The sequence below is a fragment of the Pseudomonas sp. Y24-6 genome (assembly GCF_020295325.1).
Classification (GTDB): domain Bacteria; phylum Pseudomonadota; class Gammaproteobacteria; order Pseudomonadales; family Pseudomonadaceae; genus Aquipseudomonas; species Aquipseudomonas gregormendelii.
Window position 1 is genome coordinate 95,709 of the sequence record NZ_JACBXG010000008.1, and the last position, 25,759, is coordinate 121,467.

At 50.9% G+C, this 25,759-nt stretch carries 20 protein-coding genes and 3 tRNA genes; 16 read left to right on the top strand and 7 right to left on the bottom strand.

Annotated elements, in window-relative coordinates:
• Window positions 1-31: 31 nt before the first annotated feature.
• Both HYI44_RS16615 and HYI44_RS16620 read right to left on the bottom strand, forming a co-directional pair.
• On the bottom strand, window positions 32-313 hold the full coding sequence (locus tag HYI44_RS16615) for a peptidylprolyl isomerase (RefSeq protein WP_045058291.1): 282 nt from the start codon (window positions 311-313) through the stop codon (window positions 32-34).
• A gap of 216 nt (window positions 314-529) precedes the next feature.
• Window positions 530-1,597: a 3-deoxy-7-phosphoheptulonate synthase gene (locus HYI44_RS16620; RefSeq protein WP_225569934.1), complete on the bottom strand. Its 1,068-nt coding sequence runs from the start codon at window positions 1,595-1,597 to the stop codon at window positions 530-532.
• A 678-nt stretch (window positions 1,598-2,275) separates the two neighbouring features.
• On the opposite strand from HYI44_RS16620, the gene uvrY reads away from it, so the two are divergent.
• From uvrY to HYI44_RS16645, 5 genes are all read left to right on the top strand, one after another.
• On the top strand, window positions 2,276-2,917 hold the full coding sequence (uvrY, locus tag HYI44_RS16625; protein ID WP_082069126.1) for a UvrY/SirA/GacA family response regulator transcription factor: 642 nt from the start codon (window positions 2,276-2,278) through the stop codon (window positions 2,915-2,917).
• Window position 2,918: 1 nt separating this feature from the next.
• A complete protein-coding gene (gene uvrC, locus HYI44_RS16630) occupies window positions 2,919-4,742 on the top strand; it encodes an excinuclease ABC subunit UvrC (protein WP_122840693.1) in 1,824 nt (607 codons plus the stop codon).
• A 32-nt stretch (window positions 4,743-4,774) separates the two neighbouring features.
• Window positions 4,775-5,335, top strand: coding sequence for a CDP-diacylglycerol--glycerol-3-phosphate 3-phosphatidyltransferase (gene pgsA, locus HYI44_RS16635; RefSeq protein WP_122840618.1), 561 nt, complete (start codon window positions 4,775-4,777; stop codon window positions 5,333-5,335).
• 63 nt (window positions 5,336-5,398) lie between these two features.
• A tRNA-Gly gene (locus HYI44_RS16640) sits at window positions 5,399-5,474 on the top strand.
• A gap of 47 nt (window positions 5,475-5,521) precedes the next feature.
• Window positions 5,522-5,595 (top strand) — tRNA-Cys (locus tag HYI44_RS16645).
• 72 nt (window positions 5,596-5,667) lie between these two features.
• Here HYI44_RS16645 and HYI44_RS16650 read toward each other — a convergent pair.
• The gene (locus HYI44_RS16650) at window positions 5,668-6,750 is read right to left on the bottom strand and encodes an acyltransferase family protein (RefSeq protein WP_225569935.1); all 1,083 of its coding nucleotides are present in this window, start codon (window positions 6,748-6,750) and stop codon (window positions 5,668-5,670) included.
• 690 nt (window positions 6,751-7,440) lie between these two features.
• Here HYI44_RS16650 and HYI44_RS16655 point away from each other — a divergent pair.
• From HYI44_RS16655 to HYI44_RS16710, 11 genes are all read left to right on the top strand, one after another.
• Window positions 7,441-7,527 (top strand) — tRNA-Leu (locus HYI44_RS16655).
• Window positions 7,528-7,699: 172 nt separating this feature from the next.
• Window positions 7,700-9,022, top strand: a complete 1,323-nt coding sequence (locus tag HYI44_RS16660) for a tyrosine-type recombinase/integrase (protein WP_225569936.1) — start codon at window positions 7,700-7,702, stop codon at window positions 9,020-9,022.
• 1,948 nt (window positions 9,023-10,970) lie between these two features.
• Entirely contained in the window at window positions 10,971-11,135 is a 165-nt protein-coding gene (locus HYI44_RS16670; protein ID WP_225569937.1) for a hypothetical protein, read from the top strand.
• Entirely contained in the window at window positions 11,135-13,150 is a 2,016-nt protein-coding gene (locus HYI44_RS16675; protein WP_225569938.1) for an AAA family ATPase, read from the top strand. The genes HYI44_RS16670 and HYI44_RS16675 overlap by 1 nt, the downstream gene beginning before the upstream one ends.
• A 1-nt stretch (window position 13,151) precedes the next feature.
• On the top strand, window positions 13,152-13,625 hold the full coding sequence (locus tag HYI44_RS16680; RefSeq protein WP_225569939.1) for a hypothetical protein: 474 nt from the start codon (window positions 13,152-13,154) through the stop codon (window positions 13,623-13,625).
• 2 nt (window positions 13,626-13,627) lie between these two features.
• Window positions 13,628-15,757 (top strand): DEAD/DEAH box helicase family protein, encoded by a 2,130-nt coding sequence (locus HYI44_RS16685; RefSeq protein ID WP_225569940.1) that lies wholly within the window; start codon window positions 13,628-13,630, stop codon window positions 15,755-15,757.
• A gap of 302 nt (window positions 15,758-16,059) precedes the next feature.
• Window positions 16,060-16,398 (top strand): hypothetical protein, encoded by a 339-nt coding sequence (locus HYI44_RS16690; RefSeq protein WP_225569941.1) that lies wholly within the window; start codon window positions 16,060-16,062, stop codon window positions 16,396-16,398.
• 335 nt (window positions 16,399-16,733) lie between these two features.
• A complete protein-coding gene (locus HYI44_RS16695) occupies window positions 16,734-16,991 on the top strand; it encodes a hypothetical protein (protein WP_225569942.1) in 258 nt (85 codons plus the stop codon).
• Window positions 16,992-17,533: 542 nt separating this feature from the next.
• Window positions 17,534-18,049, top strand: coding sequence for a hypothetical protein (locus tag HYI44_RS16700; protein ID WP_225569943.1), 516 nt, complete (start codon window positions 17,534-17,536; stop codon window positions 18,047-18,049).
• Window positions 18,036-19,535: a DGQHR domain-containing protein gene (locus HYI44_RS16705; protein WP_225569944.1), complete on the top strand. Its 1,500-nt coding sequence runs from the start codon at window positions 18,036-18,038 to the stop codon at window positions 19,533-19,535. The genes HYI44_RS16700 and HYI44_RS16705 overlap by 14 nt, the downstream gene beginning before the upstream one ends.
• Before the next feature lie 107 nt (window positions 19,536-19,642).
• A complete protein-coding gene (locus tag HYI44_RS16710) occupies window positions 19,643-20,419 on the top strand; it encodes a restriction endonuclease (RefSeq protein ID WP_225569945.1) in 777 nt (258 codons plus the stop codon).
• A gap of 158 nt (window positions 20,420-20,577) precedes the next feature.
• Here the strand turns inward: HYI44_RS16710 and HYI44_RS16715 are convergent, their stop codons facing one another.
• From HYI44_RS16715 to dndB, 4 genes are read right to left on the bottom strand one after another with little or no spacing between them, the layout of a single operon-like run.
• Entirely contained in the window at window positions 20,578-20,943 is a 366-nt protein-coding gene (locus tag HYI44_RS16715) for a DndE family protein (RefSeq protein ID WP_225569946.1), read from the bottom strand.
• Window positions 20,940-22,952 (bottom strand): DNA sulfur modification protein DndD, encoded by a 2,013-nt coding sequence (gene dndD / locus HYI44_RS16720; protein WP_225569947.1) that lies wholly within the window; start codon window positions 22,950-22,952, stop codon window positions 20,940-20,942. Before dndD ends, HYI44_RS16715 begins: the two co-directional genes overlap by 4 nt.
• The gene (dndC, locus tag HYI44_RS16725; RefSeq protein ID WP_225569948.1) at window positions 22,949-24,475 is read right to left on the bottom strand and encodes a DNA phosphorothioation system sulfurtransferase DndC; all 1,527 of its coding nucleotides are present in this window, start codon (window positions 24,473-24,475) and stop codon (window positions 22,949-22,951) included. Before dndC ends, dndD begins: the two co-directional genes overlap by 4 nt.
• Window positions 24,472-25,554 (bottom strand): DNA sulfur modification protein DndB, encoded by a 1,083-nt coding sequence (gene dndB / locus HYI44_RS16730; protein WP_225569949.1) that lies wholly within the window; start codon window positions 25,552-25,554, stop codon window positions 24,472-24,474. Before dndB ends, dndC begins: the two co-directional genes overlap by 4 nt.
• Window positions 25,555-25,759: the final 205 nt, after the last annotated feature.

Consider the following 25,759-nt stretch of genomic DNA (forward strand, 5'->3'; position numbering starts at 1 on the left):
GGGCCGTCGTGGTGAAAGCTGCGCGGACTGATCAGTCCTGGCGGCTGGTCACTTCCAGCAGGTGATAGCCAAACTGGGTCTTGACCGGGCCTTGCACCGTGTTGATCGGTGCGCTGAACACTACAGTGTCAAATTCCTTGACCATCTGGCCCGGGCCGAACGAACCGAGGTCGCCACCCTGGCGGCTGGAAGGGCAAGTGGAGTTGGCTTTGGCGACTTCGGCGAAGTCTGCGCCGCCCTCGATCTGGGTTTTCAGTTCGTTGCACTTGGCTTCGCTGGCAACGAGGATGTGACGGGCAGTAGCTTTAGGCATGGGAAAAACTCCAATCAATGTTCAGTAAAGTGGTGAGCCTACCGGATTCAGTGGCCCAATTCTTCTCAAAGTTCCATCGTTTCTATGAGGCGGTCTTGCGCAGGCAATCCGCCAGTTCGGAGCGGTGGTCAGATTCGTTACGGCGAAAATGGGTGTGTAGGCATGAAAGAGGCAGGATCAAAAGATCGCAGCCTCGTTTCACTCGACAGCTCCTACTCAGCGCCTACGCAGCTTTTGCGCCGCCTCGCGCAGCAATTGCTCGGTTGCACTCCAACCCAGGCACCCATCCGTGACCGAGACGCCATAACGTAGGACCGCGCCCAGTGGCTGGCAGCCTTCGAATAAATGGCTCTCGATCATCATGCCAATCAGCGAGCGGTCGCCTTGCAGGCGTTGTTCGAGCACATCATTGAACACCGCCGGTTGCCGTACCGGATCCTTTGCGCTGTTGGCGTGGCTGCAGTCGACCATGATCCGGGTCGGGATACTCAAGCGACTGAGGTCACTGTTCACCTGGGCCACGCTGGCGCGATCGTAATTCGGGCCGCTATGGCCCCCGCGCAACACCAGATGAGTGTCCGGATTGCCCGGGGTCTGGATGATTGCCGGGTGCCCCTGGCTGTCAACGCCGAAATGGCGGTGCGGGTGGGCGGCTGAGCGCATCGCGTCGCTGGCGACGCCGACGCCGCCATCGGTGCCGTTCTTGAAACCGACCGGCATGCTCAGGCCGCTGGCCATTTCCCGGTGTATCTGCGACTCAGTGGTCCGCGCGCCTATGGCCACCCAACTCAGCAGGTCTTCGAAGTAGCCAGCCGCCATCGGTTGCAGCAACTCGGTGGCGACCGGCAAACCGAGCCGAAGCATTTCGCGCATCAATTCCCGCGACAGCGCCAGGCCGCCGGCCATGTCGTCGCTGCCATCGAGTTCCGGATCGTAGGCCAGGCCTTTCCAGCCAACGGTCGTACGGGGTTTTTCGACGTAGGCGCGCATGACCAGCAGCATCTCGTCACTGACTTCCGTGGCGAGACGTGCAAGGTTCGCGGCGTATTCGAGGGCTGATTGCGGGTCGTGGATCGAGCAGGGACCGACGATCACCAGCAAACGGGAGTCTTCACCGTTGAGGATCGCCCGGACCGCATCGCGATGGGCGGCGACTTGCTGCGTCAGGGTGTGGCTGAGGGGCAATTGCTGCTTGAGTTGCAACGAGCTTGGCAGGCGCAGGGTCAGCGCTTCGTTGGCAGGGCTCAGGGTGGACAGCGGCATGGCGGAGACGGACGAGTTCATATTCAGGCTTCCTGGACGAGGGGCGGGTTCGTTCCCGCGCGCTCGGCCCTACTGGGGTGTTCGACAATTAGCCGGATTGGCTGCGTGTGTGTGCTTGCCACCTGTGGGTGACCGATCGGAGGCGGCAGGCTGTCCCGAGCGGAGGCTGGTAAATCGCCAGGCGGTAAAAGTGTCGTAACGGTAATAAGTGGCGTAGTTCATTGGGTAACCCTCGTGGTGTCTGGAGTGACGCTAAAAATGTATGGAGCTGAAAAAACAAAACCCCCGGTCGGGAGGCCGACCGGGGGTTGAGAAATCTCTGGTGGCGACCCGTTTCAAGTGGGCGCCGTGTGGGTATCAGGCGCGCCAGTGGCTAAACCAATACCCAAAATAAAAGCTGACCGGAGCGCACGTGTCATTCACCCGGGCAGCCGCAACCGAGCGCAGGGCGCTGGTGGTGCGAAGCTGTGAAAGGGTGTTGAACATGGTCTGTCTCCGATGGATGCCCGGAGCTTACTAGAGGCGGGCAGGCGGTTTCAATCAGAAATTGCGCGCCGCCTCAGGATTCGCTGAAACGCGCAGGCGACAATCCTCCCAAGACGTATTGAAACTTTTTAGTTGGCGCTTGGCGCTAGGTCTGGGAGTCGCTTTTTGCTAAGGTGTCCGGCAACCAACAAGACCATTGCGTGAGGTGTCTGCTTGATTAGGGTGCTAGTAGTCGATGACCATGATCTTGTTCGTACAGGCATTACACGAATGCTGGCTGACATCGATGGCCTGCAGGTAGTCGGCCAGGCCGAGTCAGGGGAAGAGTCCCTGCTCAAGGCGCGCGAGTTGAAGCCCGATGTGGTCCTCATGGACGTCAAGATGCCCGGTATCGGCGGCCTGGAAGCCACGCGCAAGCTGTTGCGCAGCCATCCCGACATCAAGGTGGTCGCGGTGACCGTGTGCGAGGAAGATCCGTTTCCTACCCGGTTGTTGCAGGCCGGGGCGGCGGGGTACCTGACCAAGGGTGCCGGGCTGCCGGAAATGGTCCAGGCCATCCGCCTGGTGTTTGCCGGGCAGCGCTACATCAGTCCGCAAATTGCCCAGCAACTGGCGATCAAATCGTTCCAGCCCACCAGCGATTCACCGTTCGACGCCTTGTCCGAGCGGGAAATCCAGATTGCGCTGATGATTGTCGGGTGCCAGAAGGTGCAGATCATCTCCGATAAATTGTGCCTGTCCCCGAAAACCGTCAACACCTACCGATACCGCATTTTCGAAAAGCTTTCGATCAGCAGTGACGTCGAGCTGACGCTGTTGGCGGTTCGTCACGGCATGGTCGATGCCAGCCTCTGAAATGACTGAAACTTTCGATCCCAGCGCTTTTCTGTCCACGGTCAGTGGGCGCCCCGGTGTCTATCGCATGTTCGACAGCGATGCGCGCCTGCTCTACGTCGGCAAAGCCAAGAACCTCAAGAGTCGGCTGTCGAGCTACTTTCGCAAGTCGGGGCTCGCACCAAAGACGGCCGCGCTGGTCGCGCGTATTGCCCAGGTCGAGACGACCATCACGGCCAACGAAACCGAGGCGCTGTTGCTCGAGCAGACGTTGATCAAGGAATGGCGACCGCCCTACAACATCCTGATGCGCGACGATAAGTCCTATCCGTATGTGTTCCTTTCGGATGGCCAGTTTCCAAGGCTCAGCATTCATCGCGGCGCAAAAAAGGCCAAGGGCAAATACTTCGGTCCTTACCCCAGTGCCGGCGCCATCCGCGAAAGCCTGAGCCTGCTGCAGAAGACCTTTTTTGTTCGCCAGTGTGAAGACAGCTACTACAAGAACCGTACGCGACCGTGCCTGCAGTACCAGATCAAGCGCTGCAAGGCGCCGTGTGTCGGCCTGGTGGAGCCCGAAGTGTATGCCGAAGACGTCAGGCACTCGGTCATGTTCCTGGAGGGGCGCAGCAATGCGTTGACCGATGAATTGTCCGCGGGCATGGAAGAAGCCGCGATCAATCTGGAATTCGAGCGCGCCGCTGAGCTGCGCGACCAGATCTCCCTGCTGCGCCGTGTTCAGGACCAGCAGAGCATGGAAGGCGGGACCGGTGACGTGGACGTCATCGCCGCGTTCGTCAACCCGGGCGGTGCTTGCGTGCACCTGATCAGCGTGCGCGGAGGCCGGGTCCTGGGCAGCAAGAATTTCTTTCCGCAGGTGGGTATCGACGAAGACGTTTCAGAAGTCATGGCGGCTTTTCTCGGGCACTACTTCATCAGCAGTCCCGAGCGCGACTTGCCCAGCGAATTGATCGTCAACGTGGTTCACGAAGACTTTCCGACATTGATCGCCGCCATTGAAGAGCTGCGTGGTCGTGAGTTGTCCATCAGTCATCGGGTGCGTGGCACCCGAGCACGCTGGCAGCAATTGGCGGTCACCAACGCCGAACAGGCCCTGGGCGCACGGCTGGCCAATCGGCAACATGTTGCAGCACGTTTCGATGCCTTGGCAGAAGTACTGAACCTGGACGAGCCGCCGCAACGCCTGGAGTGCTACGACATCAGCCACTCCAGTGGCGAAGCGACCGTGGCGTCTTGCGTGGTGTTCGGCCCCGAAGGGCCGATCAAGTCCGACTACCGACGCTACAACATTGAAGGCGTGACTGCAGGCGATGACTACGCGGCCATGCACCAGGCCCTGACCCGGCGCTTCAGCAAGCTGAAGGACGGGGACGGCAAGCTGCCGGACATTCTGCTGGTGGACGGGGGCAAGGGCCAGCTCTCCATGGCCAGGGACGTGCTCAACGAACTGGCGGTGCCCGACCTCATCCTGTTGGGCGTGGCCAAGGGCGCAACCCGCAAGGCCGGGTTTGAAACCCTGTACCTCAACGATGCGGCCCATGAGTTCACCCTGCGCGGCGATTCACCCGCGCTGCACCTTATCCAGCAGATTCGTGACGAAGCCCACCGGTTTGCCATTACCGGTCACCGTGCCCGACGTGGTAAAACCCGTCGGACATCTACGCTGGAAGGCGTAGCCGGAGTCGGGCCAACCCGTCGTCGTGATTTGTTGAAACATTTTGGTGGATTGCAGGAGCTGTCTCGTGCCAGCATCGAAGAGATCGCCAAAGCACCCGGAATCAGTAAAAAGCTCGCAGAGTTGATTTATGCAAATCTGCACAGCGAGTAGAATGCCACCTCACCTCGTAGCCAGTTGTGCCGATGAATATCCCTAATCTGATTACCGTTCTACGCGTCCTGCTCATCCCGATCTTTATTTTGCTGTTCTACCTGCCTTACCAGTGGAGCTATATGGCCTCCGCGTCGGTGTTCGCATTTGCCGCCGCGACGGACTGGCTGGACGGGTATCTGGCCCGCCGTCTGGAGCAAAGCACACCGTTCGGGGCGTTTCTCGATCCCGTGGCCGACAAGCTGATGGTTGCCGTCGCGCTGGTGCTGCTGGTGCAAGAGCATGGCAACCTGTGGCTCACGCTGCCGGCGGCCGTGATTATCGGTCGTGAAATTGTCGTTTCGGCATTGCGCGAGTGGATGGCTGAACTCGGCGCCCGCGCACATGTGGCGGTGTCGAACCTGGGCAAGTGGAAAACCGCCGCGCAAATGCTCGCGCTGGTGATCCTGCTGGCCAATCCATCGGATTTCACCTTCTGGGTGCTGGTGGGTTACGCGCTGTTGCTGGTATCTGCCGGCCTGACTTTGTGGTCGATGGTCCAGTACCTGCGGGCTGCCTGGCCACATCTGAAGACCGAGGTTGAAAAGAAATAAAACTTTTTTGAATCAAGGGGTTGACGGGGCTTCTGGATTCTATAGAATGCGCCACACCAAGACGCGGGAATAGCTCAGTTGGTAGAGCACGACCTTGCCAAGGTCGGGGTCGCGAGTTCGAGTCTCGTTTCCCGCTCCAAGTTTGTACACATTTGATGTTGCGCTACACGACACCAAATGTTTTGAGGCCGAGTAGCAAAATGGTTATGCAGTGGATTGCAAATCCACCTACGCCGGTTCGATTCCGACCTCGGCCTCCACTATTAAAAAACCCGTAACTCAGTGAGTTACGGGTTTTTTTTTGCTTCGGGAAAGTGCGGTGGTTGAGCGTATCAGCCTTCCACGCCGCTCTTATGACTCGCCGCCCCCATGGGCAAGACCGGCGGCTGGCTGGGCAGCTTCCTTCTGTCGAGGAACATGACCCGCAGCCAGTGGGTCATTGGAAGCTCCACCAAGCGGTAAATACCGATTGCCACGATGCAGCACAGAACGATGCTTACGGGCGTCATCAGATAGGCGAGGGCGCCAGGCTCGTCGAAAACATGGAACACCTTGTTGAAGACCTTCAGTACGTACGGGTGGAACAGATACAGGGAGTAACTGGCATCGCCGATCAATACCACCCACCCAGGCAAATTCAGCCCCGACAACCCGTGCACCAGTGTGAGAAATACAACTGCAGCCGGGATACCCCAGGCGAGCCCGCGTCCCAGCCAGTGGGTCAAGTCGACGGCAAAGGGCATGTACACCAGAGCCACCAGGCCGATCAGGATGAGCACAGTGCGCGCGGCGTTAGTCGTGCCGTCGGCACGCCACGGGGCGGTGCGGGCGTAGAAAGCGTAGCAGCCCATGCCAAGGACGAACTCGGCGAGGATCTGCTGGGTGTAGAACTGGGCCACTAGCGCGTCAAACGCCACCAGGTGGCCCGCCACCACCAATGCCAGAAGCAGGGCCGAGCAAATAAGCAGGCGGTAACGGTGGCTGATGGCCATGGAAATGGCGAACAAGGCATAAAAGAACATTTCGTAGTTCAGAGTCCAGCCCAAGTACAACAGCGGCTGAACGTACTCGCCTTTCTGGTACGGAATGAAGAACAGCGATTTAAGCAGCCCGACGCCATCGGCTGTAGTGTTGTCGAGCAAGCTCGGCAACAACAAGGCAACTGCGAATACACCGAAGGTGCCGAGCCAATACAACGGAACGACACGGATAATTCTTTTAATAAAAAAGTGGCTGCCTGATTTAGCGGTGACCATGGCCATGATAAAACCGCTGATGACAAAAAAGATATCAACGCCCCAGTCGCCATTGCGAAACAAAGGAATATGAAAAAACACCACGGCGAGTGCTGCGATAGCGCGCAGCATTTGAACGCTTTCGAGCTTGTCGGTTGGAGCCTGCAGCGAGGAATTCATGGCGAGACCCTGATCAGTGTGGCTCGGAAGGTGGCGTCGAATAAGAGGGGAAGGCGATATGGCTGGCGCAGTCTAATAATACAAATACGCTTGGCCGTAATACGTGCAAAGCAAACATGCGAAAAGCCGAGCGTTAAACAGTGCATAGCATCGAGTTGCCATGGACAACACGCCAACATGGCGGCTAATGATAGTTACCATTTTCAGGTGACGGCTTAACCAAATCGCGCGGCGTGATAACACGTTAGCAGCGCTCTTTGAAAGAGCAAGGCGGTTTGTGGAGTGGTGACGAATGGACGATCGACTCAATAATGACGCCAGAAAATAATCTTCAGAACTCAATACCTCAATAATGAGCGGTAAGTGCTACATCGGTGTTTCATAAACAGCCACTGTGCAATTTATGCCAGCCGGTGCTTTTTGGCGGAATCAGCCGGGGGTGGAGCACGCATTGGAACCGTTGCAGGTCTCCCTCGCCAGCGCGCGACTGCACCTGCTGCTCGAGTATTGCGCCGTAGATCCATGATTTGCCAAGAGATTTAACCAGCAAGATTGCAAGATTTAGTCTCGAAAAAGAGGCTTGTGAACTTGCTTCACACGGTCGGGATGTATATATTCCCACCTCTGCTGCACAAGCGTCGGATCTGCCAGGAATGACTGGTGAAATTCAGGCTGCTTGACCGCGCTACCGCCCGAATGGCGAAACTGGTAGACGCATGGGACTTAAAATCCCCCGCTCGTAAGGGCGTGCCGGTTCGATTCCGGCTTCGGGCACCATCTTGCATTCCACTGAGCGCTTTTAAGTTCTTTGGAAGCCTTGAAAAACCTGCCTTCTGGCGGGTTTTTTCGTTTTAGCATTCCGTCGGATTCTTGTCCATTCTTCTGGAATCCAGTCATTTAGAGGGTAAAGTTAGGGGTAGTCTTTGGTTCGATTAAGGATAGTACCCTTATGTCGCGCACAACTGCTCCGCTTACCGACGCTGCTTGCCGTTTAGCCAAGCCAACAGACCGTCCCTACAAGCTTTTCGACGGCGACGGTCTCTATCTCCTAATCCAACCCAATGGCCGTAAAGGCTGGCGTCTCAGGTACGTAAAGCCTGACGGCCGGGAGGGGTTGACCTCCCTCGGCAGCTATCCTGTGATTGGCCTTGCCGATGCGCGCCAGAAGCGTTTAGATGCGAAGCGGATGCTCGCAGACGGCATTGATCCTGTTGAGAGCAAGCGTAAAGCCAAAACGGAAGCTGCTGGCAACGGCCGTACCTTTGAAAGCGTTGCGTTGGACTGGCACAAGAACATGTCGGCCAGATGGACACCCGACCATTCCAAGAATGTGTTGAACCGTCTGAATAACTATGTTTTCCCGTTTATCGGTGCCCGCGCGATTGCTGATCTCGATACTTATGATCTGATGCAACCTTTGGAGGCGATCAGAAAGCGAGGAACGATTGACGTCGCCTTAAGGGTACAAAGATACCTGCAAAGTATTATGCGTGAGGCAAAACGCCTTCGTCTTATTCCGATAAACCCTGCGTACGATCTTCAGGGCTTGATCAAAGCGCCGCGAGTCTCCCATCGGCCTGCATTGCCCCTGTCACGCCTGCCTGAATTACTGGCACGAATCAATGCCTACAAGGGCCGAGAGCTGACCCGGCTAACGCTCATTCTGTCGCTTCACGTGTTTGTTCGCTCGAGTGAATTACGTTTCGCTCGCTGGTGTGAGTTCGACCTCAAGCGTGGCGTATGGGAGATCCCGGATACTCGGCCGGAGCTGGAGGACGTACGCCATTCAACGCGGGGGACGAAAATGGCGGGTGATGTCCATCTTGTGCCTTTATCGCCGCAAGTTGTGGCCGTGCTTGAAAAGATCCATACCCTCACTGGCACATTCGACCTGGTATTTGCCGGTGATGCTAGGGCCTGGAAGCCGATGTCAGAAAACACCGTGAACAAAGCGTTGCGCACGATGGGGTACGACACGAAGACAGAGATCTGTGGTCACGGATTCCGCTCAATGGCCTGTAGCGCACTGGTCGAGTCAGGTCTGTGGTCTGAGACGGCCATCGAAAGGCAAATGAGTCATAGAGAGCGCAATAGCGTTAGAGCCGCCTACATTCACAAGGCAGAGTTCATTGAAGAGCGCAGGCTGATCATGAACTGGTGGAGTCGGTACCTTGAGGTCAATCTTCAGGAGCATGTCACCCCTCACGAGTTTGCGAATCAGGCCGGCGAGAATGTTAATCGGTTAAAAGTAAAACGTGGCGCAATGAAGTAAGCGTACCGGTAATGCTTCGTTGGGGGTGGCGATTAAAAGGTCGTTCGACAATTGATTTCCTCACTCCGGATAATTTCGACGTGACCACGCGGTTCGTGTGCAGAGCCCTGGGCTCAAGCTGAGGTGTTAACTTCGAGCGGTGGCAAAGGATGTTACCGTTACAGTTGAGTGCTTCTGATGGGCATTTGTTGTTCTTCGAGTTGCCACTGGAGGGCTGGACTTCACATGCCACCTGAGGCATCGGGAAAAACTCGAAAAATGACGGTCAGCATCTGATTTCTACGGGCTAATGATCACGATATGCTGCACTTGAGTCGGATTTTTTATTGCGCAGGAGAGCGCCATTTGGCAATATCTCGCCCCCCACACTCTCTTGTCAGCTCTCCATCCCTCTCATTTGGGGGCTGCGTCTCGGAGAGGGTGGGTAACCCGGCCTTCGTGTCGGGTTTTTTATTTACAAGCCAACCACAGCCGGCAGAAAAAATTTAAATATTTCTCTATCCTCTGAAATGGGGTGCTAGGGGTCGAGTGTTCGAATCACTCCGTCCCGACCATATTTTTCAATGACTTAGCCCAATCTGAAAAGATTGGGCTTTTTCATGTCTGAAAAATACCCCCACATTTACCCCCACGAAAAAACTTGACCGTTTGTCGCGATGAAAATCTTTATATGGGGGGCATCTGTTCGAACCTCGTTTCCCACTTCAATTGTGGCTCCATGGAGTTCCACTGATTTCCATGTAGAAAGAGAAAAGGACCTTCTGGACCTTTTTTCGTTTGTGAGATTTTCCGCGGAAGTCCGCTGCGTTCCAGGCAGCATCTAGCGGGTTTATGCCCATATTACTGTCTCTTTTTCGGCGACTGCTTAGGTCAAGACTTCTTTGGATGTCGCTGCCCTGGTGCAGGCATTTTCGCTGAAGCGGATATGAATCATACCGCTGGGAGCGGTGAAACAACTCCAGGTGGAATTGCGCAACGTAGAGAAGCGGGCCCTAAAACATGCTCCCCCATATTGTCCCGTTGTCGGTCAGGCGCTTGAAATAGTGTGTCACTTGTTGGGCTGGGTTCTCCCCCCCGCGCAACGTTATTTATTCGCGCACCGAAGTGACCTGACCAAGCGTATTAGCGAGAACACCCTGAATGGTGCGCTTCGTCGAATGGGTTCGCCGACCACCTCACACGCCATGGCATGAGGGCTACAATCTCGACGGCGCTGAACGAAATCGGATACCCAAAGGTGTGGGTGGATGTCCAGCATTTCACACCGATCCGGACAAGTTCAGCGCGGCCAACAATCATGATTTGTCTGGAGGGGCTGCTTCGCTCCCTTTGCTTGAAAACGCGAACGCAAATTCCATTATGTACAACATTAGCGCTCCTACTACGACCGCTCCAGCGTCCAAGATGTTAGCCAGCAGCAAGCTGGGCCTCCGTGCCACCAATCACCTGTCGTATTCGTTCCAATCACGACTGATAAACCGTATAGACCCCACATGTCCGACATCCAGCGCGTAAACGCCGAGGTGCTGGCCACGTTTGAGGCTTCGAGTAATTTACCGCTGCTGACCTTCGCCACTGGTAGGCAAATCCCGCGATCAGATCAATCGCGATATCAAGGCTCGGCGTCTGCTGTCCCTAAGCCAGGGTAACCGCGGTCAGAGCATTCCCGATTGGCAGCTTGATCCATTGCGGCACAAGTTGGCTCTCACCGTATCAAAACGGTCTCCAGATGTGGATGCGTGGATGCTTAATCGGACGCTTTGTGAGCCTCATGAGCCTCATGAGCCTCATGAGCGTCTGAGCGGTCGTTGCCTGTCGATGTGTCCATTCCCGACAACTTTAATAAGGTCACACGGATCGTGTGCAGTGCACTAGGCTCATGTTGAAGAGCTGCCTTCGAGCGATGTAATCAGGCTATGAACTCAAAATAACGCAAGGAGCAATTGATATGACGCAACCCGAGTTGGAAGCAGATAGGGAAGAGTTGGTGGAGCGCCTCGTCATCGAAGTCATGGAGATCGAGCGTCGGTACGGGCATGAACTGCGCAACGTGAAGGCAGAGAAACACGGGAAGATACGTGAGGTGATTGAGACGTTGTCGAGGGTCGAGTAATGAAGATCAGTGAGATCGACCTTTGGAATTTTCGACAGTTTTATGGGCGGGAAACCCTCAAGCTTGCGTGCGGAGACGAGCAAAATGTGACTCTGATCCATGCGGAAAATGGGGTCGGCAAAACTACATTACTGAATGCTGTCTACTGGGCAATGTTCGGGGAAGTAACGCCGCGCTTTGAGCAGCGTCACAGAATTGTCAATTTTGAAGCTGAGCGCGAGGGCGAGCAGCACGCTAAAGTCGAAATCGAGTTCGAGTTCAACGGTCAGCAATTTCGCGCTTCTCGGCGGTTTGAAAAAAATGCTCGAGAACCGATATTTGGTGTTTCGAAGGTAGAGCATGGTGCGCTGGTTCCTCTACCAGCGCCTGAAACCTTTATTAATTCAGTCATTCCTAAGGATATGGCTAAATACTTTTTTTTCGACGGTGAGCACGCTGAAAGCTTTGCTGCTGAACAAAATCAGGGAACAGGAGCTGCAATTCGAAGCATGCTTGGCTGTGATCTCGCCGAGAGAGGAATTAGTGATCTCAAAGCAGTTGGGGCTCAATATACGCGTCTGGTCTCCGATGTTGAGGGTGAGGCAGGGGTGCAAAGTTTAAGAGATCGCCTTAGTCGTCTCGAAGATGAACAGGAGATCGATGAAGCCGCTCTAAAAGACCATGAAAAGTCAATCGAAGAGGCCGCTGCTCAGAAAGCCCTGATTGAGGAGGCTCTTCGTCGGACATCTGGAGCTAAAGAGATTCAGCTGTTACGCGATGAGTTGGAGGTGCAGAAGACAGAAATTGAGCTTCAAATTGGCGCAGCTAGAGCTGACCTGGTGCACTGGATTGGCGCTAAAGCAATCGCCGTCACTAGCAGAAAGTTAACGTCAAAGACGCTTGATTTTATTGATGAAGAGTCGGTTCGCGGTCGTTTGCCAAGTCCATACAGAGAAGATTTTATCCAGGGTTTATTAGAGAAAGAAACTTGCATCTGTTGTCGTGATCTCAAGCCAGCTAGTGAAAACTGGGCTGCCGTGGCAGCACTTCTTCAGACTGCTGGAAACACTGAAGTGCTTAATCTAGTGGTTCGGGCGCGCACAAGACTGATTAGTCTTAAAGAGAATGCTGCTAATGCACCAAAAATGCTCGGTGTAATTCAAGAACGCCTTGCCAATCTACTCGACAAGTATCGAACACTGGAGCAACGGGTGGGGGAGGAAAGTCGTAAGCTTGAAGACTTTAATCTCGATGAGGTGCGCGAGCGAGAGTTGGCTCGAGTGACCTTGGATAAAAGGATCAGAGATCGCAGTACTGAAGTCGGGTCTCTTCGGAATACGATAAAAGTAAGAGCTCAATCTATCAACCTCCTTGAGGTCGAGATTCAGACCAAGGTCGCAAAGAATGAGAAAGCTAGGGCCATTATGCAGAAGCGGAAGCTTGCTTTCAGCACCGCGGAGCGGCTTAAGACTCTTCTTCAGTTGTACGAAGAAGAGGCGAGGAAGGAGATTGAAGCAGAGATTAACCACATTTTACAGCGAACAGCGAGGCGCGATTACCGATTCGAGTTCGCGGATGATTTCACAATGTCATTGTTGCATGCTGATATTGAAGGAGCTGTACCAAAAAGTGGCGGTGAAAATCAGTTGATGAGTCTTGCATTTACGGCGGCACTCATTCGCTTCTCTAAGGCTAGGCTGAATAAACAACATTTCATTCTTTCACCTGGAACAGTAGCACCGCTCGTTCTCGATGCACCAATTGGGCATCTGGATCGTTCGTATAGGCACGCGACCGCTGAGTTTATACCAAAGATGGCTGGGCAGGTTATTTTGCTTCTTTCGAGTGCTCATACATCTGACAGTGTTTTAGAGGCCCTTCGCCCGCATGTAGGAATGGAGTATGTACTAATCTCCGAGAATAAGGGGCCTAGGGATAATAAAGGTGATGATGCAATTGATCTTCACGGGAAAACTTATGTGCGTTCATTATTTAATCAAGATCGCAACCGAACCCGTATTCAGCGAGTAATTTGATATGCGAACTATCCGTCGATTGAATAGTCATCGTGATCTTTGCGATCAATTCGCCAAGGTTCCTCATCCCCATACCGGCACCTCAATTTTCCCAACCTATCGGGAGTTCGCATGTTTTGCTGCGTTACTTGGATTTGAACAGAATCGACGACGCGATTTGGTAGGAGCGACGGAGGTATTTGTTGATGGACGTATTTTTGCGGGGAGCGATCAAGCGTTGGATATTGCCTATCTCCTTGCGCTTGCTACGACTCGTGATCAGGACATCTTACGCGAAGATGAGGTGCATCAGGAGCAACTTGCTGTCCTATTCGAGGAATACGCTGCTGGAGGTCTTGATTTATTAGGCGAATGGCTAAGGGCCGAGCCATCTGACCCGCACGGCGATCGTGCATTGCTCACCGCGCTTCGAAAAGGTTGCTATCTTGATGATCAAGTGGCAGCTGAAACTGCACTTGACCGTGTGGTTTTTTAATCATGTTGAGATCCCTGGGGCTGAAGGCCGTATATTTGTCTGATGAAGACGATTTATTGCGTGATTTTTACATTCCCGCACTATGCAATAGCGTGCGATATGATCGCGCTGTAGGTTTTTTTTCTGGTGCAATGCTATCTTATGCCGCGCAGGGGCTTTCTACTCTTATAGCAAATAATGGATACATGCGTCTTGTTGTTGGCGGTGAGTTAGACGAGGAGGATGTGGTCGCGATTGAACGCGGCTATAATTTGCGGGCAATCAGCGAAAAGCTTGGGCGAGTCATGCTACAGGTATTAGATAGTATTGATGATGAGCTATTTCAGCGGCGTGTTGAACTTCTTTCCTGGTTGGTCGCAAACGGTCGCTTAGAGATTAAAGTTGCATTAAAACGACGTGGTATGTTTCACGCGAAAATAGGGATTTTGACCGATGTGAACAATGATAGTGTTGTTTTTCAGGGTTCGGCAAATGAAACTGTTTATGCGTTGCTTCCTGATTTTAACTTCGAGACGATAAACGTTTTTCCATCATGGCGCAGTGAATTAAAGGAGCATTTTGAGCCACACATCAGAACATTTGAACGACTTTGGAGGAATGACAGTAAAGGTACCGTTGTTATTGATTTTCCAACGGCGGTTTATGAGCGATTTATTGTGACCGCTAAGTGTGCTCGTGTTGTTAATCCAAAAATCGAGCAGGCTCTTTGGGATGATGCGTTCAAGCGATATTCACTTGGTCGAATTGATACACTTGTTCCACGCCTTCCTGCTGTCCTTGGCGGTAGGCCCTTCGAAATTATGAAACACCAGCGTGAAGCATTATTATCATGGCGTGCCGCTGGCGGTCACGGCATTCTTGCTTTGGCTACAGGTGCGGGAAAAACAGTAACTGCTATTTACGCTGCCATTCGTACCTTTGAGGTCGCCAAACGCTTGTGTGTAGTGATCGCTGTACCCTACCAAGGCCTCGCCGACCAATGGATTGAGGTTTTACGTACTTTCAGTATAAATGCTTTTGGGTGTTATGGCGGAGTTCAACGTTGGCATGATGATGCGGCTCAGGCGGTGCATTTTTTTGAGCAAAACGCCTGGCCATTTTTGTGTTTGGTTGTGGTGAATAAAACACTTCAGGGCAATCAATTTCAACAACTCTTAAGCCGCCTTCCAGGTGAAAGTTTGTTTTGGGTTGGAGACGAATGTCACCATCATGGTTCAACTGGCCTAAGCTCGGTTCTACCTGAGAGAGCTCGCTTGCGAATGGGGCTTTCGGCTACTCCTGAACATTATCTCAATCAAGATGCTAACCTACGACTAGAGAATTACTACGGCAGAGTGGAAGCGACGTATGGATTGGAGGAGGCTCTAAAGGACAAGGTTCTTACCCCTTATCGGTATCAGATTGAATTGGTGGATCTAACCGATATAGAGGCCGAGGAGTATGGTGAAATTAGTGAACGTATTGCCCGTTTAGTAGCTCAGTCAGGTGGTCGTTTTGATGACGGCGACTCTAATCTAGATTATTTATTATTCCAGCGAGCTCGTCTCCTCGGAGGTGCGGCCAATAAAATTACGACGCTTGAGCGGCTTTTGACTAATACATCGCCTATAAGTCATACGCTTTTTTACTGCAGTGACGCTAGTGTTAAAGGTGAAGACGATGTTCCTCAGCGTCAGGTGGAGGCTGTGTCGATGCTTCTCCATCAGCAGGGGTGGCGCAATTCTCGTTTCACTGCTCGCGAAAGTTCCCGAGAGCGTCGTATGATTCTTGACGGTTTCAGGCTTGGTGATATAGATGCCCTTGTTGCCATTCGATGTCTTGATGAAGGGATCGATGTACCGGGATGTCAACGTGCGTACATCCTAGCCAGCAGCCGAAATCCTCGCCAGTTTGTGCAACGGCGGGGCCGAATACTTCGTCGTTCACCTGGTAAAGATATTGCTCATATTGTTGATTTGATGGTGCGGTTACCAATGGGGATTGTTCAAAATGAGGTTACGGAGCGAAAGCTATTGGTCGATGAGTTACAGAGAGTATCCGAGTTCGCGCGGCTGGCACGCAATAATGGAGAGGTGGTGAGTACTTTGATGCCTTTGTTAGAGCAGTATGACCTTGTGCATCATCTAGTTTGATTCATTCTCCTGAATAGTAAAATGTCAATTGTTGGTAGAGGTGAGATGGAAGGATCGGGCTGCGATGGGCTTTGGGTGCTCGCCCCTGAAAACAATTCGTTTAATGTCGAAGGTCAAAGGTTCGACTTTTTTCGGTGATGCATTGGGTTGCCGCTTACGTCCCAGTGGAGGGAGGCGGCCACGGCCGTCTCAAAGTGTCATCTGGGGCCTGTGTTCGTTTATGCTAGCTTGGAGCGGCGCTCCAGAAAGCGATCGCCTGAAGGAAGATTGTCTCGCAAACTGCCAAATAGGAGAAAAACCACATGCCTTGGACGATCGAATCTGCCCTTGACAATGAGTGTCTTGAGCATACGGAAAAAACTTTGAGAGGGTATTCATTCTGGTTGAAGGGAATACCTACCGAGATTCAGGTCGTGCTGTACGTAAACGCCCAGAAGGGTGGGTTCAATTTTCACCTCAGCCACTTAATCTACACACCTGAGCAAGCAAATGTGTACCAGCCTAGCCAGCTTCGAGGTGATTATGAGGCCTATGCACTGCATTCAGCGATAAGTGCTGTCACTGATTTTTACAGCATTGCAGTGAAGGCTGGTCATGTCCCTTGTAAGAGCTGGTTGCTCGAAAACGTCAACGGGATTTGACAGGCTTAGGCCATAAAGTGGATACGCAGTTGTAGGCGCCCTAGCTTTCCAATGGCGGACTCCTGTTTAGGGGGCCGTTTAGGAATAATTCAAGGTTAAAGAGATTCCTTGATTTATCTGGTCAAAAGGCTCCATGTTCGACTCGCGTTCCAGAATAGTTTCTAGAGTTCTATGCTGCGTGCACTCGATGATCTCGTTGGGTAGGGGCATGTCCGATACATCGGTGTATCGAACCGGACCGCATGGCAGATCGCTAAAGCGCTCGGCATTTCGGAACGGTTGGGTAACGCTCGTTTCTCGTTTCTCGTTTCTCGTCGCTCCTAGGCCTACATTTCGTGGTAGGCCACGACCTGAAGGGGGAAGTCGCACCGCTGCTGCAAAGCGAGGAAATCGGCTTGATGGTCTGGAGCCCTCTTGCCGGCGGCTTCCTGACCGACAAGAAAGCGCTTGGCGCTGCGGCACCAGGCGGCGGTCGTTGGTCGGTCATTCCATTCCCTTCACTGGATGAGGAAAGGGATCACGATGCCATCGACGTCATGCGCCCGATTCAGAGCAGGGGCAATCTGAATCTAGATCCCATCTCGTTGATTTAATTTATTAATGTAATTTTTTGTTTGTGGCTGGAATACCAAATGAAATACGCCGTGAAATGGGGCTCTATTTGACCGCTTGCCTACATTCGATCAGCTAACCAAATTAGCGTGCTTTGCATCCTTAATGAGTGATGAACCTCCTCCATCGGCAGGGGCAATAGGCTCCTCCTAGGCACGTAGAGATCTCCGTGGCCTTCGTTTTGGCGTGCCCTGAACAACGCTAAGGATGCAGTCATTTATCGCTATAGTGTACGGGTGCGACACGTGAACTGATTCCTGAAGGCGCGCCCAGGTGGAGGGAATCCCATATTTATCTCAAGATCTATAGCGTTAGTAGCGAATAGCCATAGTATGCTTCTATACTGTTTCATCATGATGAGCAGCTACTCATGAGCTCTGATAGGTAAATTTCTCGAAGCTAACGAAGGGGAGTGGAAGGGGTCAAATAATTTTTCGGAGTAATTAGGGGGGATAGTTGCACTAGTGTAGTAACTATGGGCGTTAACATATTGCTATGGAATCAAAAGTTGGTGGATGCGTCTATGGATATAATAGTTCAGTTCGGAAAGGTCTCAAGAGAATTTGTACTTACGCTGTTGTTTTCTTTGTTTCCGATATTGTTTGGTTCTCTAGTGTCTGCTATGTGGTCAAGCGTCGATATTAAAACAGCGATCGCGGCAAACTTTAGTTCTGGGGAGGTGTTTATCTATACTTCTGCCTTTCTAGCGCCGTATATACTTACTAGATTAAAGGATGGGTTGACAAATTTAACGAGGGAGTTTTGTTTTTATTTGTTTGGCTATGCATTTTTTGTTGGGGCATTTATGTTTGTGTCTGTTCGGCTTGAAACGCTACTTTCAAAGGCAATGGACATAGATAAACAGCTGGTTTCATGGGTTGGGTACAGTATTGTTTTTGCTACTCTTTTTATTTGGTATTACAGTATATGGCCGAATCATCGAAAAAACATAGATCCGATTAAAGTACAGAATAAGCAAGTCCGGGATCTTGAAGCTGCAATGGATAAGCTGGTTGGAAGAGGGAATGACGGTGAATAAGATAAAAGGAAGATTTCTACGTGTCTCCCAACCTATTGGTGAGTTTTATTGCAGTGTCATGAGGGCGAAAGATCTTCATGATATCTCTTTTTCAGACGTGCGTCACTTGGAGCGAGAACAGACTAGTGAGGGGTTCGACACTTACCTTGGTATACAGAGAGAGCTAAAGTCGGAAAGAGTTAGGAAGATTAATGAATATATCAATGCTGTAGATGCAACATTCCCCAACTCAATTATTGTTGCAATTGATGAGCGTTTTATATCGATTGCAGATGGCTATATGTGGATAGAGTATTCTGATTACCAGAAAGGTAAAGTTGCGAAAATTCTAGATGGGCAGCACCGTCTTGCTGGTTTTGAAGGTACTGATTATTGCTATACTTCACCGTCAGGCGAGAAAAAAGACTTCGAGCTTTTGGTTACAATTTTTGTTGAGGCAGATCAGCATACTCAAGCGCAAGTTTTTACGATGGTTAATCAAAATCAAACTAAAGTTAACAGAAGTTTAGTTTATGACTTGGAATCGTTAGCTCTGGCACGAAGCCCAACTAAAACTGCCCATCAAATAGCATCGTTGCTAAACTCGAAGAAAGACTCCCCTTTTTACCAGCGAATTAAAAGGCTTGGTTTGAAGACTGATGGAGTGAAGACGGAGCTGATTACCCAAGCAGCATTTGTCGAAAGCTTAGTTAAGTTGATAAGTAAGAAGCCGAGTGTGGATCGAGATATATTGCTGGGTAGGAAAAAGAAATTTTTTGGCATGAGAAATCGAGAGTTGCCTGATTTGGAGCTAATCGATTTCAAAAGATTGCCATTTCGTAAAAGCTTTGCCGATGAGGAAGATTCGGTCATAGCTGCGAATATTTATAATTTTTTCTCAGCGGTTAAGGCAGTTTGGCCCAAAAGTTGGCGATTTGATAACAAACAGTCCGTGCTGAATAAGACTATTGGGTTGATGGCCCTAATGAGGCTTTTGAGAGATATATATAATGAAAAAGTTATTTCCGGCAAGCATGAATATGGTGGTGTTATTGAAGAGAAAGAGTATTTTGATTTTTTAGCTAAAGCGGAAATAGATGACGACTATTTTTCTGGATTTGAAGCGGTTTCGAAGTCTGGTGGAATTGTTTATAAGGAAATAAGGTCTAAAGCTTTGGCGCCAAAAACCAGATTTTATCGTGTTACAACTAAAGATAGCGCTGGTAAAGTTCAGGTTTTTATAGTTCCTGGTGCAAGTGCACAGCTAGTAAAGGAGTGTTTCGTTAGCGTCAATAAGGATTGTATCGTTGGAGGAAGCTTTTGGGGAGAACTTAGTGATGTTTCCGGCTTGGGGTCTGAGTTCCCTGTGTTTAAGTTCGAGATAAATGGCGAGACGGTGAGTTACGCAAAAGATAGTCTGGGTTACAGCTATTTATTGAGTGTCTATCATTCTGTCATGCTGAAAGCGTCAGATGACTACGGACAGAGCTACGTTAATTTGCATTGATTCGTTGAAATTAATAATGGGTATCGGAATCCTAAGATAAGGTTATATCATAGACTATGACAATTACAGAGGCTATAAAGTATGTAATGAGAGCGCGTAATTCGCCTATGACTGCAGATGAGGCATATTATGCAATTGTCGAGGCAGGGTTATACACATTTCATGCGGACAATCCTCGGCATGTCGTTCGTAGCCAAATTCGCCGCCATAGTGAAGGGATTGTTTTTCCTAGCTCTGCACCCACGAAGCATTTCATCCTTGTTGGTGAAAATCGTTATGAGCTTCTGAATAAAAATTGGTTGCCTCAAACTTCGGAGGTGAAAAATTTTTTCTTGGATAAGGAGCATACGAGGGATCCACATGCTTCGACCCTTTCCGAGCTTCAGGCATTACATGAAAAATACATAGTAGAACTTAAGAAAAAGATATTGAGTGACCTGAAAGAGATGTCGCCGTCTGGATTTGAGTTGTTTGCAAAGAGACTAATGGATGTGTACGGGTTTCATGACACCGCCGTGACCAAAGTCTCCAGTGACGGAGGGATCGATGGTTTTGGAAAGCTGAAAGTCGGTCTAGCAAATCTAAATGTTGCATTTCAATGCAAACGCTGGACGAAGGGCAATATACAGCGTCCGGAGATTGATAGGTTTCGTGGGGCTGCCCAGGGGGATTTTGAGCAAGGATTATTTTTTACTACCGCATCATTCTCCCCTGGCGCCGTTTTCGCCTCAATTAAACGTGGCGCGGTACCGATTATTCTTGTTGATGGGGAGTCCATAGTAGATTTAATGATGGATAAGGGATTTGGAGTGCAAGTAGATACGATCTCGATCCCTTCATATGCCCTTGATTTAGCATTAGGGGAAGAGGCAGGCGGATCTTAGTTGACCGTTTTAACTAGATGGGGTGGATGTTAGTAGAACGTGTTAAGAGATTTAAAGCAGTATTATCTAGGTTTGATTTATTGATGGTTTTATTTTCAGTCAGTTTGCGAGGTCTAGAATGGTTGTTATAAAGCCCATCTTCAACGATGGGCTTTGTTTTAAACTTTCGTTATCAAAAGTGCTACATCTTTGAGGGACCGTACATGCCCCATCTTATGCAATCCAACCTCCACCAATGATGCTACATGTCTGATTGGGTTCCACTCCAAACCACTTTGATGCGTGAACTGTCTGAGCAGCGCTTCGTAAATATCCAAGTGCTCACCAAATAGGGTGGGAGCATTGAATTCCTGTCCTTCTAAATCCGATACGCTGGCATTGCCTAGGCCATTTTCATCGGCCAGCGCAAGAGCGATTGCGTACCTACTTAAGATATTTGGCGTTAGCCCAGTTTTCGATTTCAGATATTTTAGTTTCGCAGTAGACGAATTGGATATCTTAAATTTATGCGGAAATGTGTTCATGCGTTGTTAGCCCATCGCCAGAAATATCCTTCCTCGGCTTGAGTGGATCGAGTTTCTGAGTTGTATACCAAGTGATAAGAGTGCGAAATACTTCCTTGAAGTCCTTCATAGAAAGCGTAATCAATTTCCGTGTCTGTCGATAGAATAATCACTTGGTGACTGGTTTTGGGGAAATAATTTTCCACGAGTTTTTTCCGATGAATCGAGTCGAGTCGGCCAAGCGGTGTGTCGATTACTACGGGCAGACTTCGACCCGAAGTTCGCGCTAACGCCTCCAGGATAGAGATCGCAAAAATCTGTTTTTCACCCGCTGAGAGCTCATCTTTACGAAGCGTTATTCCCTCATCGTCGATAAGAACGACCTCGAAGGAGCTAGGATCAATCTGAATGCTGAGATTCCGATCTTCTTTGCGGGCGAGACCATTGAATGACGTGTAAAACTGCGATTCAAGCTCCTTGAGCTTTTCAATTCGGGCACGTGCAGAGAATTCTTTTAAGACATCTCTGGCATTTTGTGCAAGCCCGGTAAGACGTTCTTCTTCCTGGGACTCGGCAATTTCTGTATAGAGGTCATCTAAATGGCGTGCTGCAGTCGACAAAAGGTTGAGCAGGGCCTTTGCTTCTTCCACCATCAGGGATTTTTGTTCTTCTAGAACGGACAAGCGCCCCTGTAGCTGCCCTTGTTCGTTAAACAGCGGCATCAGCACTTTTTCTTCTGGGGCTCTCGCGATGTTTTCTCTCGCAGATTCAATTCCGGTGTCAGTGTCCTGAAGCGTTGCCACTAAGCCAGCAGCTCGTTGTTGGAGTGAGCTCACATCGTTCTTCAGGCGATGGGTGATGCTGAATCGCTGGGTGTCCGAGAGTTCGTGCACTGGTGATTGGCTTTGATCGCTGTTACCGAGTTCTGAGCCGAATGTCCTAAGAAAAATATCTTGGAGGGCGGGGCGCTGTTCCTTGGTAATTTCGAGTGCAGATTCGAGTTCTGCTAGGAAATTGCTTTGCTGACGCTCCAGATATTCGGAAAGAACCTGCGCCTTTTCCGCGCGTTGCTCAGAGTCTAATTGCGCAAGCAGTTTTTCGTTCAGACTTCGAGTAATTGCAAACGGCAGTAAGCCACTTAGCATTTCATGCAAAGTATGCTCTATGGCCTTTTTTTCGCTAACCAATGAGTCGAGGTTAGCTGTTTCTTCCTGCCTTGAGGCGCTCCAGGCGCCGCCACGCGCACTAATGCTTGCCTCGATATTGGCAAGATTTTTATTAGCCTCGACGGTATTCATACGCATAAAGACAAGCTTTTCGCGTGTTTCTGCGAGCTGCATCTTTAGATCATTGTACGTGCGTTCTGCCTCGGCTATCTTTTGCTTGCGATCTTCAGACGCTTTTTTTACTGAGCGGCCTCTGATGATCACGGATAGGTCGGAATGCAATCTGTCGATGAGGTCCAAGCCCAAAAGCTTGTTGATCGACTCTCGCAGAGCATCTCCGGATGTTTCTTCAGCGAGACTAGCGATTTTTTCGCCATCGAAGAAGAACAGCTCGGACACGCCAATTGGGATCAGCTCGTTGAGAAAAGCTTGTGCCTGATCATATGAAAGCTCGGTCAGGTGTTGCCCGTCCCTTGAAATGATTAGGCCTTCTTTTATCTTGCCGCCATGATCAACAAACCAATCCCGGGTCAATTGATAGCTCGAGATGATGCCGTATTGTGCATAGCGAAAGGTTAGCTCGACAGCCGCTCGGGTAGGTTTGGCGATGCTGTTGTGTGCTCTATGGATGCAGTCTCGAAGATATTGGTGGTACTCGGCGACCGTTGCGCCAGACCCCAGTACGCCTTTGCCGTACAGGGCAAGCTTCAGCGCGCTAAGAATGGTTGTCTTGCCACCGCCATTTAAGCCGCCGAACAAAACGATAGGCGCGTTTTTGCCTCTTTTGATCTTAGGAACTAGGTCAAAGTCGTGGGCTCCGCTAAAAACTCGGAAATCTAGTACTGAAAGGGAATCAATAATCATTGCAGCAAGCCATCTATGTCGGCTTTCAGAGATTCGAAAGCGGTTTTATATGTGTCATTAACTGTAGGTACCGCACGCCGCTCCAACGCTTCATCGAGCCCCCCCCAATCCTGTTCCAGGATCTTCTGCAGCTCTTCCAGAATTCCTTTCCGACGTGAGAGGCCAGAGAACGACAACTCGGTATCAATCAGCTTCATGATCAGGACCGCTGGCACTCCGTGTTCCTGTTCCAGTGCATTTAGGATGGCCGCATCTGGCTCAGTGAACGCGCCGGCGTCGTTCTTGATCCACTCAACCGTATCCGCGGGATACACCTCAGCGTAAATTTTGGGGAGTGAGTCAATCCAGTCCGGTTCATTCGGGTCTTTTAGCCATTGCTGGCGGATCACTTGCAGTTCATCACGGCCGATCAGTTCAATATCACGATCGGTCTCACGAATGCCTTTCTCAATTTCCAAAAGCAGCTTTAGCCACTCTTTGCGATATTTCATCCAATACGGGCCAGGCACATGCTTGGTCGAAGCATTTGAGTCGTCATCGATAGCGCCTCTAGCAAAGGTTACTTTCCCTGTGCGACGTTTGTAGTTGCGGTATTCAGTTTTATTTTCGGGTAGTGAGCTGCTATGCAGTTGGTTGCGAAACTGGAGCAACGGCAACATCCAATCCTCGCCACTGTTCACAAGGCCTTCGATTGCCTTGTCATGTGTCACCACAGTGCAAGTCCAGCATCCGAAACGAGAGTTTCCGCATGATGGCGTATTGGTGTCGATGACCAGCGGGCACTCTCCAGCGTTAGAGTCTTTGTACAACTCAAATAGCACCCGGTTTGAGCCACCCCAAGGCCTGGCGGCGCTCATGAGATATTCCCAGACATCATCAGCGTGCCAGAGCTCGATGGGCATGTAGGTATACGCATTCGGTAGTGTGGTATGCCGGCCTAACGCTGATCCGTCGATTTTGTGACGTGTGATCACTTGCGCACGCGTAGAGCTTTCCTCTCGTCTCGAGCCAAGCACCACCACAACCTCACCGAAACGGGCAACCTTGTCCTTGATAAACTCGCTCACTGGATCGATTTTCATCCGCTCTGTGCACCAGCGAAATGCCTTGGTTGGAGCGGGGTAGCCTTTACCAAGAAGGTTGGCCCAGAACGTTTCGCCAGTTTTAGGAGTGACAGAATGGGCTGTCATCGGAATGTGATCTTTAACTGCTTGAGCGTTCACCGAATCAAGCACCTGGCGGATCATGTCGACTACTACAGGAGTTTCTACTCGAGTGTCGGAGGAAACGACATACACGTGCTTATGGCGTTCCTCTGGTGGCAACATCTTCAAAGCATAGTATGTGAGAGAAAGGATGACGGTAGAGTCTTTGCCGCCGCTGAACCCCACTACCCAAGGGCGATTATCAGCCTTGTAAATGCTTTGAAGCTCACGGACAGCGTCCGCCAGTGGTCTACCAGAAATGATCGCTTCTTGGACGAAATCATCGTGCGATGGATAGAGAAATTGATCATTACTCATTGTTGAGGAAACCTGTTTTCTAACTCTCGTTCAACCGTGGACAGCGGTACGCCAAGTTTTTTCTTGATAAGACTTGCTGTGAGCGCCACGTTTATTGTGGCTTTAGAGATCCGACCGTGAACCATCGCGCGACCTTCCCATTCAGGGTTGGCCCGTGACCAATCGATGCTCCGGAGTTGGCTGATGGCATTTTTCCATTCAGACTCCTTACGAATGATTAGCTCTGCTCCGACGAGACCCATTGCTTGCAGCATCACGCCGTGGGCATGAATGTAATTGTCCCGTAATTCGGACGTCGACAGCTCTTTGTTTTTTGCTCTGATCCAATCAGGCATCTGCAAGGACACCTCTTCCCAGAACGATTTTGCGAGCTCCCGCTCATTCTGCTCAATGAGATCGCCTTTCCCTTTTTTTAATAAGACGCGGGAGGCGTTTTTTATAGCGCTGAGGGTGAATAGCTTGGAGCTGCGAGGAGAGAGGCTAGATTTCTCCAGCTCTGTCATCCTGGAGAAAATTTCGACGTTTTTGGCCAGGTACCTGGCCAAATCGGAAATTTGGTCTCGATGATCGTAAAGCGTGCTTATTGAATTACTCGGTCGTACAGCATGCTTGTTGAGATCCGCAAACATTTGCTGACTACGATTGAGGCCCTCATCAATGAAGAAAAGCACTGGAATGTTGTCGTAGCCAATTTCTGGATTTTCCCGAATAGCTTGCTCAATGGCTGCCCGACGGTGCTGGCCGTCATTGATTAGAATTTGAGCATCCATCGGTATGGTCAGCGTACCGATGCTTTGCTCTAGACCAGTATCGGAAGCAGGATTGAAATGGACTACCCCATCAACTGAAGCGGTGATTGCGGATAGGGTGTAGTCGTCACGATTATCAAGCAAATATGCGGAAATTTCAGGAACTCTAGCCAAGTTTAACGTGCGCTGCGCGCGCAAATCCGCAGGCACATTATCCTCGTTGAAAATGAAGATCTTTGGCACGAGGCGCATCGGGCACATCGCTATGTAGCAAGGCCTACCGGCTTGAATGCCTCTGACACAGGGGAAGGAGTGAATATAGGTCGTCATGTGTTCGCATGTCTTTTCTCAGCAGGTACGTCATTTTGCATATTTTTAACATACACGCAAGGCCGGATGCCACGACGGTCGTCTGGCAGCTTGTCGGTGAGGTGCAGGCCAGTCATTGGGGGGGCAAGCTGCGGAACGTGAGCTTCGCAGAAATCATGCAGCGCGGCGCTGGGACAAGAAATGATCGTATGCGGGCTTGTATTCT